We start from the raw sequence: 14,453 nt of genomic DNA on the forward strand, positions 1-14,453 counted from the left end.
TTCGTAATTCAGAGTGCATTGACAAGTTGGTGGAGTGCTCCGCTGTGTAGTAGTGAGCGCCAACGGTAGTGGGTGAGGTTGCGGAATCCGAGGGCGTTGCGGCGCAATGCTTCCAGGCGGCCGTTGATGGCCTCGGTGGGTCCGTTGGAGACGTGGTGGTCGAAGAAGGCCAGGATGTCGGCGCGGCGGCGCGATAGCGTGCGGCCGAGTTGGGCGATCTCCTCCAATCCGGCGGGTACGCCGCGCCGTATCGACTCGATCAGCCTGGTCATTGCCTTCTTGCCGTGACGTCGGTTCGGGTCGGCGTAGGCGGCGATGATCTTCTGATAGATCAGCCAGGCGACCTTGACGGCGAGATGGTCGTCGCCGTCGAGCACCTCGGTCAGCCGGGTGTATTGGCGTGGGGAGAGCAGCTGCAGGCGGGTTCGGGCGATGCGCCGGATCCCATAGAGCGGGTCACCGGTGTGTCCGCGCCGACCCAGGGTCTGCTGCTGGATGCGTTGGCGGATCAGGTCGAGCTTGGTCCCGGCCAAAGCCACAACGTGGAAGGGGTCCATCACGGTGACCGCGTCCGGGATGACCTCGGTGGCGGCGGTCTTGTAGCCGGCGAACCCGTCCATCGCAATGACCTCCACGGCCCGGGCAAAGTCGGTGGGTTGGGCGGCCAACCACGTGGCCAGTGCGGTCGCTGAGCGTCCTTCGACCAGGTCGAGCAGGCGTGCCGGGCCGGTCTGGTCGTGGGTAGGCGTGAGGTCGATGATCAGCGTGACGAACCCCTCTGTGCCGCGACGCCGAGGCGCCCAGCGATGCTCATCGACACCGATCACCGTCACCCCGGCCAGCCGATCCGGCCCGGTTGTGGCGATCAGGCCGGCGGTCGCACGCATCGCGATGGAGCTGACAGTATGCCAGGACACCCCGAGTTCGGCGGCGATCGCCGAAATGGTGGTGCGGTCGATCATCAACCGCCGCAATACATACCGGGCACAGCGCCGCGTCGTCGATGAGCGCGGGGCCGCCAACTTGCCCAGATCCTGGTTGAACACTGCCCGCCCACACGCTGGCGTTGTGCAGCGGTAGCGAGGTAGGGCACCCTGCAGCACCAGCGGGTAGCCGGCCACCGGCAGATCCGTCAACGGCCGAGTCACAGTGTCGCGGTAGCGGCCCTCCCGGCCGCAGTCCGGACACCTGGCGTCACAGGCCACCGGCCTGCAGAAGATCGTCGTCGTCTTCTCGTCGACCGCGGCGTCGGTGATCGTCACCCCCAACTCGATGGTGCGCATGATCGTGTCGGCAACAACCGACGGCGGGCAGGCAGTAGCCTCAGGCAAGGGTCACCTCGGTGGTGTTGGTGAAGCGGCGTGTAGGAACCTGAATCGTCACCCACCGAGGCCCCACCTCAGCTCAACGACACGAACCCCCACCGCGGATATCCGCCAACCACTGCTGCACGCTCATTTCCGCAGAGCCCCATCAACACTCGGCGGGCGCCCGTTCGGACACGTTGTGCACAGGGGGCACTGTCGAATTCGAATTACAAGAAATCTGCCGATGAGCCCGACGATCATGCGATCGGGCGTTCCCGCGGCGGGCTGACCACCAAGATCCACGCGCTGACTGATCCTCGCGAAGCTCCCGTGGCGGTCCGGCTCACCGCCGGCCAAGCCGGCGACAACCCGCAATTGATGGCGCTGCTCGATGATTACGCCGCGACATGCAGGGATTCAGACCAGTCCGCTGACGATTTCCGGTTGCTCGCCGACAAGGCGTATTCGCATCCGAGCACCCGTACCCAATTGCGTTCCCGCAGAATCAAGCACACGATTCCCGAACGTCGAGATCAGATCGACCGCCGCAAGGCCAAGGGATCCGCCGGCGGCCGCCCACCGGCGTTCGACGCCGAGATCTACGCGCTGCGCAACACCGTCGAACGTGGCTTCAATCGGCTCAAGCAGTGGCGCGGCATCGCGACCCGCTACGACAAGTACGCCCTAACATACCTCGGCGGTGTACTGCTGGCCTGCGCCGTGATCCATTCGATGGCTTTATCTGCGGTGGAGCTTGCCTGTCTCAAGTAGCAGATCCTCATCTGCGTTGATACACCGGGCGTTCGGTCGTCGCTATCTTGTCAAAGCGACCTCGAAATAATCTCTTTCATTATTTCGTTAGACCCCGCGTAGATTTTCTGTACTCGCTGATCAACCCAGAGACGCGAAATCGGATATTCCGTCATGTATCCGTACCCGCCGTGCAGCTGCAGGCAGTCGTCGAGGACTTTCATCGCCCGTTCCGTCGTCCACCATTTGGCCATCGCGACAGTTTGCACGTCGAGCTGGCCCTGGAGGTGTAGGCAGATGCAGTGGTCGAGGAATACTCGCGCAATCCTTGTTTCAGTGGCCGCTTCGGCCAGGGTGAACTTGGTGTTCTGGAACCCGAAGATCGTTCGTCCGAAGGCCTCTCGTTCGCGCGTGTATTTGACCGTCTGCTGCAAGGCCAATTCCATGGCGGCAACCGCTCCGACCGCAACGATTAGTCGCTCCTGCGGCAGTTGCGTCATCAGCTGGATGAAACCTTGCCCCTCGGTGTCGCCTAGCAGATGCGTCTTGGGGACGCGCACGCCGTCGAAAAACAATTCAGATGTGTCCTGACCGCGCTGACCTATTTTGCTGAGGACTCGTCCTCTCCGGAACCCGGGGCGATCGGCTTCCACGACAATCAGCGAAATACCGTTGGCACCTTGAGTATGTCGGTCTTGGCCACGACGACAATGAGATCGGCTTGCTGACCATTGGTGATGAACGTCTTCGAGCCGGTGATGACGTACTCGTCCCCATCGAGGACGGCGCGCGTCTTCACGCTTTGAAGATCAGATCCGGTTCCGGCCTCCGTCATCGCAATGGCACCGATCAATTCGCCCGACGCCATCTTGGGCAGCCACTGCCTTTTCAGGTCTTCCCGGGCGTAGTGCAGGATGTAGTGTGCGACGATGCCGCTGTGCAGGCCGGCGCCCCACGAACTGTCCCCGATTCGAGCTTGCTCTTCGAGCAGAACTGCCTCGTGTGCGAATGTCCCGCCGCCGCCGCCGTATTCGACCGGCATCGACATGCACAGCAGGCCCAGCTCGCCTGCTCGTTCCCACACCGCCCGGTCGACATGGTGTTGCTCGGCGAAGCGCTCTGAGTGGGGTGCAATCTCAGTGGCAACGAACTTTGCGGCGAGATCACGAAGCGCTTCCAATTCCGGGTTGAGCCAGGGTGAGGCGGCTGTCATAGGGAGGCGTCCTTTCGGTTAGCTGCCGTGAGATATCCCGCATTAGTGCTTTGCACAAGCATAATCTTTCAAACTGTTAATTGGTGAACGAGTCTGATATGGGCGGAGGCCTCAGAATTTCACGGTGGCCCGGGTTCTGCTGTGGCGGTCTGCGGGGCGGCAGCTTTGTCGAGGTTTTGAGGCTGGGGGTAGGCGGCGGCGCCGCGTGTCGTGCGGTGACGCCGGGTCCTTTATCCCGGGGGTGGTTACTCCTTTCTTGGGGTCGAGAGGGCATAGGGGCCTGTGGGTCAGGGTATGGCGCGGACCCTGTTGAGGGCGTCGGCGAATTCTTGTGCCCAGGGCCAGGTTTGGGGGATCCGCAGGATCAGGTAGCGGGATCGTTTGATCAGCCGGGCCGCGGCGTGCAGCAGCCGGTAGCGCAGGGTGGCGGGTTCGGCTTTGGCCAGTGGGCCGTCCAGGAGTAGCAGTCGCATCCAGCACAGCAGGTCGATGGCGATCGCGACGGCGGTGACCCAAGCGGTGTTGATGGCGAACGAGTGTGAGGGCCAGCGGGCCAGGCCGGTGTCTTTGCCGGTGCGGATGAAGCCCTCCACCCGGGCGTGGACGCGGTGGCGGGCTTCCAGTCGCTGGGGTTGTCCACCGGCAGTCGAGGTGGCGAGGACCTGGTAGCGGTAGCCGGCCAGCTGCTCGAACAATGACAACTGGGTGCCGTGTTCGATTTCTTCGCGCCGCACCAGGATGCGCATGCCGGCCGGCCAGCCGACCAGCCGATCCCCTCCGGTGCTGTGGCGCAGCAGCCCGGTCAACTCGGCGACCTGGGCGTCGTCACGGGCCGCTCCGGTGGCATCCAGTGCGGCTTGCCATCCCGCATCGGGCATCTGGCCGATCGCGACCCGGACCCGCTCATCGAGGTCGAATCCGACCGAGTAGCCCACTGACATCCCCGGCCGGGCATTGAGTTTCTCCAGGTGTTCGACGACGGCGTGGCTTGAACCCGCGCCGTCGATGGTGACCAGCAACTTGCGGCGCCACTTGGCCGGGATCGCCGCGATCGCGGCGTCGATGATCGCGATATGATCGGCCGCGGTGTTCGAGCCGGCGTTGCCTGCACGGGCGATCACCGCCAGCAGTTCGCCGGTGTTGTCACACCACGCCAACAGCGGGTGGAAGCCAAACCCGCCTTTGAAATTGCCTGCGGCGTGCTGCTTATCGCTGTGCGACTGAATCAGCGACGCGTCGATGCGGATCACGATCGTGTCCCCGAGGTCCCCATAGCAGGTCTGCGAAGCCGGGATCGCACCGTGGCGGGCCTCGATCGCCTCCCACACCCGAGAGCGGACCTTGTTGCGCACGGCCGTGACCTCGGTGATGCTCTGCTCGTCGATCTCGCCCAGGGACCGCCACATCGTCGGAACCGACGCCACCGCCTGAAACAACCGGTGCTGATCGCGCAGCACCGCGGTGCCGGCCAGGTTCTGCGCGCCGCCGGCGATCGATACCGCCACATCGCGCAACACCGCGCCTCGGTCGTGGGTGACTTCTGGGCGCGACAGCACCGACGACAAACCGCTGGTCAAACCCAGATTGTCGGCCAGCAACCGGGGTATCACGTTACCGGCGTGCCCGACCACGTCGTCGCCACGGACCTCAACTCGGACATTCTTCGACCAATCCGTAGTAGCCTGCATCTGACAGGTGCACTCCCATCCTGGATAACCGAGCCTCGAATACTCCGATTATCCTTGCGGCAGTGCACCTTTCACGTTAACGACACCCCTGAGCTCCACATTCGATGAAAAATCCAGGGAGGTTCGTAGATGAGTTCGCTGTAGTTGTCGCGCAGCGCGTCGATGATTTCCGTGAGGGGAAGGTCGTCGAAAACGCCACGGTCATGGAGGTATTCCATGTGTTGGGAGCCGTCGCCTGTGTGAGCGTGCAACATGGCGTCTCGCTGACCGTCGAATTCGATAGGAGGGACCCCGAAGCGCGCGCATAACTCGCGGTTGAACGCCGGCGTGGCCTTGACCCACCGGCCATTCAGCAGCATTTGACTGTAGCCGTGGTAGACGAAAACGTCCGAGCCACCCATCCGTTCACGGAGACTCGGGGTCTGCAGATGGTTGCGGACGTCGGCGAAACCCAACCGCGCCGGAATCCCCGCGGCGCGACACGCAGCCGTCAAGAGCACCGCCTTGGGGACACAGTAGGCGCGCTCGGCGACGGCGACCGCGCTGGCTCGGTACTGGCACGGGTCGTCGGAGACGGAATACGGGTCGTACCAGATCGAATCACGGACAGCGGTGAAGATGCGGCACGCCTTATCGACGGAATCAATGGCGTTACGCGTCGCCGATTCGGTGAACTGCTGCACGGCATCGTGTTTCCAGTCGAGGAATTCGGTGGGTGCAAGGAACCGCGCGAACTCTAACTTCATCGGTGGTGGAGCCTGATCGGTAACCCGTCGACCGGGATCGGCAGCGATGTGTTGTCCCAACGGATGCGGTAATCGGTGTCGAGGCCGAAGGTGAACGTGCGCAGCATCTGGTGCAGGATCGCTTTCACCTCGAGGGTGCCGAAATGCATACCGATGCATTTGTGCGCGCCACCCCCGAACGGCAGCCACGCGAAGCGATGGGCTTGGTCTTCGCGGCGTGGGACGTCGAAACGTAAGGGGTCGAAGCGATCCGGGTTATGCCAGACTTCGCGGACGAAATGGTTGACGGCGGGAGTGATCGCCACAAGCGTGTCGGAGGGGATGTAGTGGCCGTCTATTGCGGTGTCTTCCACTGTTTTGCGCATCACTAGCGGAACCGGCGCCACGAGTCTCATGGATTCCTTGATCACCAGATCGAGGGACCTGAGCCCTTCCAAATCATCGATCTCCGGTGACCGGTCGCCGAGAACATCGCTTTCGGCGCGAACCCGATCCTGCCATTCTGGATGCTTTGCCAGGTAATAAGTTACCGCGGTGGTGGTGATCGTCGATGTGTCGTGAGCGGCCATCATCAGAAAAATCATGTGGTTGATGACATCGGAGTCACTGAAACGTTGCCCGTCTTCGGTGCTGGCATGGCACAGCGCCGAGAACAGGTCATTGCTGTCGCCGGCCCGGGCGGCCGGCAAGTGCCGGGCGAAGTACTCCTCAAGCACCCGTCGGCCGCGGACCCCGGCGCGATAGCGGGTACCGGGAAGCGGCGCGCGGACGAGCGAACTGGCCGCGCGTACCGTAGCGACGAACGCCTGGTTAATGGCGTCGCTGCTGTCTTTGCCTCGGCCACCCATGAACACATCGGTGGCGATGTCGAGGGTCAGGTTTTTCAACAGCGGGTACATGCGGACGGACGGGCCGGTCGGCCACGTGGGCAGGGTTGCGCGGACGCAAGGGGTCACTTGGGTGACGTAGCCGGCCAGTCGCGGCCGCGTGAAGGCCTCCTGCATGATGCGCCGGTGCATGAGGTGTTCGTCAAAGCTCATCAGCATCAATCCGCGGTGGAAGAACGCGTCGATGAGAAAGGCCCAGCCGTCTTGCGAGAACGCCTTTGCGTTGGTGGTGAGCGCCTCTTGGGTAGCTTGGGGGCCCGCGATGACCGCCATTTTGGTACCGAACGCTCCCATCCACGAGACAGAACCGAACCGCTCGTAGCGCTCTCTGCCCAGGTCGGACCCAAACCGGATGTAGTCGAGGGTGTGCCCGACCAAGGGGAGCCCGGCATCACCGAGAACCGGTCGCAATCCGCTTCCAGCCGGGGGGCTGCCAGTTCACGCACTGGCCACCGCCGACTCCACCGGCGAAGTCCGTCGTCCACCCGTTGCGGCGCGGGAATCAAGATGACCGAAGATAACCGTTCCCGGGCTTTATGGCTTTATCGACGGGCGCGTGTAGCGGGTTAACCATTGTCGCTCCCCGGCCTGTGGTCGTCGTTGGCGGCCTGCTCGCGATGAGGAACCGACCAGCTGTTTACATTACGCCCAATAATGTCAAAATTAATACATGCATATCTGACTTGTCAACGGGCTCCCAGTGGCGCGCAAAGGCGGTCGCCGCGCAGCTAGCCGCTGCGCCCGCGTTCAGCTCCGGCGTCAAGGAAACTTGCGTTCAGCGCTGTCGGCGAGAAACGCCCCGCTGAGGCGCAAAGCGTGACGCGCCTCGGGCAAGAGTCGAAACAGGGCTTGAAACACGTGAATTTGACCGCGAAACACCTGAAGTTGCACGGACGACCCCGCGGCGAGCATGCGCTCGGCGAGTCGTCGGGAATCGTCGAGCAGCATTTCTCTCCCGCCCACCTGGATCAATGTCGGCGGCATGCCGGTGAGGTCGGTGGCGAGCACGTTGACGCGGGGGTCGTGCGGATCGGCGTCGCCCACGTAGAGACTCAGCGCCCGCGACGCGGATCGGGCGGATGCGAAAGGATCGCGGCGCCAGATTTCGCGAGCCGTCGCCAGCTGACACGTCAGATCGATGACGGGGGACATCAGTAGCATGCGGTCAGGCAACGGCAGGCGATGTGCGAGTGCACCCAACGAGGTCGCGACCGCCAGTTGGCCGCCCGCCGAATCGCCTGTGTCGGCGGCAAGTGAATACTGACCAGTGCGCGGCCGACTCCTGATCAGTTTTCGATTGCCGTTGACAGCCTGCGATCGCTACCGTGCGGGCTGATGTCGATTCTTCAGAGCCCGCCAACCACCGGTAGGCCCTCAGTGCGTCGTCAGCAGCCGCCGGATACGGGTAACGCGGAGCCAATCGATAGCGGACCGCGAAGACCGGGCGCAGCGACGCGGCAGACAGTTCGCCCAGCAGACCGCGATGGGTTTTGGGAGAGCACATCGAAAATGCGCCGCCGTGAATGTAAAGGATCGGTGGCCCGTCCGGGTTGACGTTCGGTGCGACGACCCAATCTCCCCTCACTCGATCGCCGGCGAAGACGGTGTCGACCAGCCTTACGCGCAGTCCTGGGCGTGGGCGGGACGCGATGAGCGCCGCCCGAAGCACCCGATCCATCACAGCAAGCCCGTACTGGTTGGACGGTAGTGCTTGCGTCAATGGGCGAAGGACCCCGCGTGCGGATGTTGCGATGAGGTAGCTTGTCAGGCTCGGATCCCAATCCGAGGAAACGGATATCACGATAAGCCAGCCAGCTTTTCGTTGGTGCGGCCCCCTTGTCAATGGCCAAGTAGAAGTACCCGCTGGTGGCCGGATAAAAGTACCCACCCCGTGCAGTGATTCTTAGATTGGTTGGGGGTTCTCCTTCCGGTGTTGGGCGTCCTTCATTCGGTAGGACTGGCCGTCGGTGATGACGACGGTGGCGTGATGCAGGAGCCGGTCCAAGATGCTGACGGCGGTGGTCTGCTCGGGCAGGAATCGACCCCACTCTTGGAAGGGCCAGTGCGAGCCGATGGCCAGGGAGCGGCGTTCGTAGGCGCCGGCGACGAGGCGGAACAGCAGCTGGGTGCCGGTGTCGTCGAGTGGGGCGAAGCCCAGTTCGTCGAGGATGATCAGATCGACACGGAGCAGGGATTCGATGATCTTGCCGACGGTGTTGTCGGCCAAGCCGCGGTAGAGGGTTTCGACGAGGTCGGCGGCGGTGAAGTACCGGACCTTGTGCCCAGCATGAATCGCAGCGACCCCCAGTCCGATCAGGGTGTGGGACTTGCCGGTCCCAGCCGGTCCGATGATCGCCAGATTCTGTTGTGTGCGAACCCATTCCAGGCTCGACAGGTAGTCGAACACCTTGGGCTGAATCGACGATGCGGCCACGTCGAAGGACTCCAAGGTCTTGGTGACCGGGAACCCGGCAGCCTTGAGCCGGTTGACGACGTTGGAGGCATCCCGTGCCGCCAGTTCGGTCTCGACGAGGGTCCGTAGCACTTCTTCGGGGGTCCAGCGCTGGGTCTTGGCGGTGATTAGGACTTCGGGGGCGGTGCGCCGGATCGCGGCGAGCTTGAGCCGCCGCAGCCCGGCGTCGAGATCAGCGGCGAATTGCGGAGTGGACAGTGGTGCAACGGGTTTGGTTGCCTTGGCTGGCGTGCCGTTCATGACGTGGCACCACCGTCTGCGGCCGGGTTGACCGTGTAGGCAGCCAGGGATCGGGTCGGGGCGACTGGGAGGTCCAGGATCAACGCATCCCCGGCGGGGCGGGGCTGCGGCGTTCCGGCGCCGGCGGCCAGGATGGACCGCACGTCGATCGCGCGGAACCTCCGGAACGCGACCGCCCGGCGAAGCGCGCCGACCAAGGCGTCGGTGCCGTGGGCGGCGCCCAACGCCAGTAGGACTTCCAGTTCGGAGCCCAGCCGAGTGTTGCCGATCGCGGCGGCCCCGACCAGGAATGCTTGAGCATCCTCGCCGAGTGTGCAGAACTGTTGCTCAGCATGAGTTTTGGGTCGTGGTCCGCGGCTAGGTTCCGGGCGGGGACCGTCGTAGTGATCGTCGAGGACTGATGCGCTGCCTGGGGCACCCAGTTCGTGCTCAGCCACGATCACCCCAGTCGCGGGCTCCACGATGCACAGCGCGCCGTGATCGACGACGACGGCCACGCTGGTCCCGATCAGTCGGGTGGGCACCGAGTAGCGGGCCGAGGCATACCGGACACACGACAGCCGGTCGACCTTGCGGATCACCGACGGTGCCCCGATTCGAAGTTGCAGCGACGGCAACGGTTGCAGGAGTTCCCGTTCGATCAGCAGTTGCTCATCGGGGACCGCACAGATCTCCGAATGCACCGCGGCATTGACCTCCAGACACCACGCCCTGGCCGCAACGTTGGCAGCACGCAGATCAACCGGCACCCCGGCGATGGCGGCGTCGGTGAGCAGCGGGACGGCGAGGTCGCGTTGGGCGTAGCCGCACAAGTTCTCCACGATGCCCTTCGATTTAGGGTCGGATGCATGGCAGAAGTCCGGCGCGAAACCGTAATGACCTGCCAGCCGGACGTATTCGGCGGTAGGGATCACCACGTTGGCGACCACGCCGCCCTTCAGACAGGCCATCCGGTCGGCCAGCACCCGGGCCGGGACACCACCTATCCCGGCCATCGCTTCGGCGATCAACGCCAACGTCGTGGACGCCTTCTGGTCGGTGGCGAACGCGACGAAGCGCCACCGGGAGAACGCCAGCACTGCGCAGAACAGGAACAACCCGGGTGCGGCTTGGGCCCAGTCGATCACCAGATACTCACCCGGTGACCACACCGCCGGGCGACGTCCCCGGTGATGTTCGTTGCGCCACAACACCTTCGCCTCAGCAACGAGGCGACGGAAGTTGCGTGCCGACCCGTCGTAACCGGCGGCCTTCGCGATCGGCAACATCCGCTTCGCCGACATCCGACCCGCCGACTTCTCGACACGCTCGGCGACCAGATCGGCCACCGCATCGTAATTGTGGGCCCGCTCGACCCGCGGCGGTGCGCTCTCACCGGCTTCGAATTTCTCGACGACTTTCTTGACGGTCCTATGGGTGGTGCCGCACAGCTGCGCGGCGCCGCGGTATGACCCGACTTGTTGATAAGCAGAAATGATGTCCATGCGGTCCCTCGCAGACTTCAATGGAACTCCCCGGTGGTGACGATGAGTGGTTGGCACCTTCACCGTCACCACCGGGGCCCGCAGTTCCTGATCGACACGACGAACACGGGGTGGGTACTTTTATCCGGCCACCAGCGGATACCTCCACTTGGCCACCAGTGGGTACTTTTTCATGGCCACGGACACCCCTGTAGCATCCCAAAGCCCGCGTATAGCGGATCGAGGTCGCTGGCGCGGGGCCACGTCGTCTTTGAAGTGGTGGGTATAAGAAGGAAGCAGGCCTTGTAGGAACCACTGTTACTGATCTACCGGCAGCCTTCAAAGCGACGCGCGCCGTCGTCGCCAGAGCCGCAGAGCTACGCGATCCAGAGCGGGTCGTCCCCCGGTCGAGCTGGCGCAGGAACGTAGGCAACGATGATGCAGCGACGGCTGTCGAAGTTCTCGATTACCGCCGACCGGCCGGCAGTTGCAAGGTCGCCTCACTGGGCACGCATATGCCCTCCTCGCTGGACACTGCCAGTTCCAGGTCGACCAGGCGCATTCCGCGGTCTTGGCGCTTGGCCACCACCCGCCCGGTAAGGGTCGCGGTCTGTCCCGGGTAGATCGACTTGATCATCGATATCTTGCGCCGGCGCAGGAGCGCGTCGGGGCCCGCCCAGTCGGTGAGGCCCCGGTCGATGAAGCCGTGAAAGAACAGCGTCGACAGGTAGATCGTTCGCTGGCCCTGGCTGCGTGCGTACTCCGGATCGTGATGGCCCGGGAACCAGTCCCACGTCGCCGCGGCGTTCATGCAGACCCGCTTGTAGGTGATAGGAATCGACACCGGCGTGATCTCGTCGCCGACAATGACGTCATCGAAGGTAAGGCCTTTGATGTCTGCAGTGCTGATCTTGGTCATGAGCGCCCCCGGGTTTACTGGGCTGTGTCGTAGCGGAACAGGACGTTGGTGTTGCGGGCGATGTTCTCGCCGTGCTGGTCGGTGTAGGTGGTAAGCGATGTGATGAAGACGCCGGTTCCCAGCCGAGTCGTCTTCTCGTCGGATAGCGAGACGATCTCCTCGACTATCCAAACGTGGTCACCGACTCGGGGTCGGCGCTCCAGCTCGGTGGTGGTGGAGGCGTTGATGATGTGGTGGCCGGGCAGGGGAACGTTGAGCGCGAAAAGCCCGTCCTCGCGGTGCAGGTGCGCGGGCGCCCATTGCGGGTTCATGCCCAGGGTCATCAGCAGGCCCGGTGGGCACTCGTCGCCCTCCCAGTACCGTGGGTTGGCGTCCTCAACCAGAGAGCAGTAGTAGAGGATCATCGATCGGTCGATCGGAAACCACGCCTGCTTTGGCTCGGAGCGACGACCGACCCAGGACCGGCCCTCCTCTAGAGTGCCGAACGCCATCCCGAGCCCGGTGACATCGTTGGTGTGGGAGCTCACGGTGTTGCCTTCCCTTCGATGGCGGGTTCGGGCAGGGGCATGCGGGACAGGATCGAACACATCGACTTGCCGGTCTCGTCGAAGCGCAGTGTTGCGGTTGCGCCGCCGCCGAGGGCTCCCCGCATGACGATGTTGAACGCATGCAGGCGAGGCAGCGTGTAGATCGTCACGGTTCCGGTGACCAGACCCTTCATGAAGGAGGTGATGGCCTCCGGCCGCAGTCCGCGTTGCAGCGCGGCAAAAGCCTCGGCGTCGCGGGCGAGCACCACGACGTTGGAGATGTCACCCTTGTCGCCTGAACGCACGAACGCCAACTCGTCAATGGTGGGCATCGAGCATCTCCTTGGCGGCCTGGACACGGACGTGCTGTGGGACGAACTCACGCGGTACCAGGGTCGGCCACAGCGCTATCACCTTGCGCACCGCCAGCGGCGCGCCGAAGGCGGTACCCACCGGACCGGCCGTCGCTGGCAGCAGCATCGCGCGGCGGGCGACCTCGGCCTCGCTGCGGGTGCGGCACTTGGCCACCATCCGGAGCTCGACCTCGTTGGGCTGGGCGTCGGGTGCCGGTCGTGGGGCCACCGGGCCGGCCAGCGCGTCCCAACCGACACGGTCGAAACGCATCTCCTGCGGAATGACACCCAGGTACTTGATGCGGCCGCGCACTAGCCTCTCGCAGAAGTCGGCCTTCTCCAGAGCATCGGGCCAGGGGATCATCGTGCGCCCCTCGGCGAGGTAGCCGTCCTCGTAGCCGATCTGCACCTTGAGCGTGTCCGGCCGTCGGCGGCCGGTCATGCCCGTGAGCTGCACGCGGTCGGGGCCGAGTTCTTTGACCTCGACACCGCCCATGTCGACGACACCGTCGGGCAGCAAATAGCAGAACGGGTCGTGCACTTCGTAAAGCAAATGCTCTTTGATGGTCCACTCGTTGAGCACCCCACCCGAGCCCGGCACCTTACTGATCACAGCGGTGCCGTCAGCCGACATCTCGGCCATCGGGAACCCGAGCCGCCACGGATCACGCGACAGCCGCCACTGCGAGGACATGCCGCCGGTCGCGATGCCCGCACACTCCAGTACATGACCGACGGTAAGCGCGGCGCCGATCAGGTCGGGATTACGCTCAAATATCCACCCGAAGTGGCGCATGAGCGGCCCGCAATAAAGCGCAGAGTCGGCAAGCCTGCCGCCGATCACGACATCGGCGTCGCCGTCAAGTGCGTCAATGATCCCGTCGGAGCCGGTGTACGCCGAGACAGCGACGATCCGGTCGGCGATGCGGTCGATGTCTTCTTCGCCGGACTCAAGGTGCGCGAATTGCCAACCCGAATCCCTGATTTCGGCGATTCTCCCCGTCAAGTCGTCGCCCTCAATGGTTCCGATGCGGGTGTCGGGATATCCGGCGTCACAGGCCACTCGCGCAGCGGCCAGTGCGGCGGCACCCGGGTTCGCTCCGCCCCCATTGGTCACGATGCCGACGTCGTTACGGCGGGCAGCGGGCAGCGCCTGACGCAGAATGGGTTCGACATCGGGCACGTACCCTTTACCCGGGTCACGCATCTTGGCACGGGTAAGGAGCGCAACGGTCAACTCGGCCAGCAGGTCGAAGCAGGCAAACTCGACACCGCCCTGCTCAATGAGTTCCACCGCGGGATCCACCATGTCACCCCAATAGCCGGCACCAGCACCGATCCGCACGCTGGCACTCATGCGCACTCCTGCGCCGCCTCGGCGCTTGCCGCCGCGATGTCGGCACTAGGCGGCGGCGCGCTTGGCGGTATCCCGCCGACTGCCGGATCGACAAAGGGCACGAATGCGGCGCGCCCGGCCAGCCGTCCTTTGCCGGTGACCCCCGCAGCAATCAGCATCGTTCCGGGCATCGTGTTTTCCTCCTCTCTGTCCCCGGCCGTCGACCGCAAAGCTCTTGGCCGCGGGCCTGTTAATTGGCGTTAGCGTACGCTGTCTTGACACCGCTCGGCAGTGACCCGAGGCCCGGCGTCCGGGTCAAGCGAATCGAGCTTCCCGAAGTTGTCGACGTTGCGCCACGCCAGAGGGGCGAGATTGCCTTTCTGCTCATGGGCTGGGGATTAGAACGACTCCGGCTGCTGCCGAGAAATCACGTATCCGGCGTGGCGTAAAGCCGGTCACTGGAAGTCGACGCACTACCGACACGCGGACTTGCGCGTCAATGTTAACGGCCGATAACGTATCACCGGGCGATTACGCTGCTGTCGAGCGGT

10 protein-coding genes and 4 pseudogenes are annotated in these 14,453 nt (G+C 64.0%); 1 reads left to right on the forward strand and 13 read right to left on the reverse strand.

What is annotated here, in order from left to right:
• Positions 1–8: 8 nt before the first annotated feature.
• The gene (locus AB8998_RS03955; protein WP_046187320.1) at positions 9–1,283 is read right to left on the reverse strand and encodes an ISL3 family transposase; all 1,275 of its coding nucleotides are present in this window, start codon (positions 1,281–1,283) and stop codon (positions 9–11) included.
• 188 nt (positions 1,284–1,471) lie between these two features.
• Between AB8998_RS03955 and AB8998_RS03960 the strand changes: the two are divergent.
• Positions 1,472–2,078: pseudogene (locus AB8998_RS03960) on the forward strand (IS5 family transposase); the annotation flags it as partial.
• Positions 2,079–2,128: 50 nt separating this feature from the next.
• Here the strand turns inward: AB8998_RS03960 and AB8998_RS03965 are convergent.
• The 12 genes and pseudogenes from AB8998_RS03965 to AB8998_RS04020 form a co-directional block, all read right to left on the reverse strand.
• A pseudogene (locus AB8998_RS03965) lies at positions 2,129–3,270 on the reverse strand (acyl-CoA dehydrogenase family protein).
• Between the two features lie 287 nt (positions 3,271–3,557).
• A complete protein-coding gene (locus tag AB8998_RS03970; protein WP_369736302.1) occupies positions 3,558–4,958 on the reverse strand; it encodes an IS1380 family transposase in 1,401 nt (466 codons plus the stop codon).
• A 71-nt stretch (positions 4,959–5,029) separates the two neighbouring features.
• On the reverse strand, positions 5,030–5,704 hold the full coding sequence (locus AB8998_RS03975) for a transglutaminase-like domain-containing protein (protein ID WP_369736890.1): 675 nt from the start codon (positions 5,702–5,704) through the stop codon (positions 5,030–5,032).
• Positions 5,701–7,100 (reverse strand): annotated as a pseudogene (locus AB8998_RS03980) (cytochrome P450). Before AB8998_RS03980 ends, AB8998_RS03975 begins: the two are co-directional and overlap by 4 nt.
• A 250-nt stretch (positions 7,101–7,350) precedes the next feature.
• Positions 7,351–8,392 (reverse strand): annotated as a pseudogene (locus AB8998_RS03985) (alpha/beta hydrolase).
• Between the two features lie 102 nt (positions 8,393–8,494).
• Positions 8,495–9,304, reverse strand: coding sequence for an IS21-like element helper ATPase IstB (istB, locus tag AB8998_RS03990; protein ID WP_007172566.1), 810 nt, complete (start codon positions 9,302–9,304; stop codon positions 8,495–8,497).
• Entirely contained in the window at positions 9,301–10,809 is a 1,509-nt protein-coding gene (istA, locus tag AB8998_RS03995; RefSeq protein ID WP_079669096.1) for an IS21 family transposase, read from the reverse strand. The genes istB and istA overlap by 4 nt, the downstream gene beginning before the upstream one ends.
• A 424-nt stretch (positions 10,810–11,233) precedes the next feature.
• Positions 11,234–11,686, reverse strand: a complete 453-nt coding sequence (locus AB8998_RS04000) for a MaoC/PaaZ C-terminal domain-containing protein (protein ID WP_007172211.1) — start codon at positions 11,684–11,686, stop codon at positions 11,234–11,236.
• 14 nt (positions 11,687–11,700) lie between these two features.
• Entirely contained in the window at positions 11,701–12,177 is a 477-nt protein-coding gene (locus AB8998_RS04005) for an FAS1-like dehydratase domain-containing protein (RefSeq protein WP_170826177.1), read from the reverse strand.
• A gap of 32 nt (positions 12,178–12,209) precedes the next feature.
• Entirely contained in the window at positions 12,210–12,518 is a 309-nt protein-coding gene (locus tag AB8998_RS04010; protein ID WP_369741416.1) for an AtuA-related protein, read from the reverse strand.
• A gap of 13 nt (positions 12,519–12,531) precedes the next feature.
• Complete coding sequence (locus AB8998_RS04015) at positions 12,532–13,923, reverse strand: acyclic terpene utilization AtuA family protein (RefSeq protein ID WP_033721564.1); 1,392 nt, start codon at positions 13,921–13,923, stop codon at positions 12,532–12,534.
• Positions 13,920–14,093 (reverse strand): hypothetical protein, encoded by a 174-nt coding sequence (locus AB8998_RS04020; protein WP_007172215.1) that lies wholly within the window; start codon positions 14,091–14,093, stop codon positions 13,920–13,922. Before AB8998_RS04020 ends, AB8998_RS04015 begins: the two co-directional genes overlap by 4 nt.
• Positions 14,094–14,453: the final 360 nt, after the last annotated feature.

Origin of the sequence: Mycobacterium sp. HUMS_12744610, from assembly GCF_041206865.1 — a bacterium.
In the GTDB taxonomy this organism is placed as follows: Bacteria; Actinomycetota; Actinomycetes; order Mycobacteriales; family Mycobacteriaceae; genus Mycobacterium; species Mycobacterium servetii.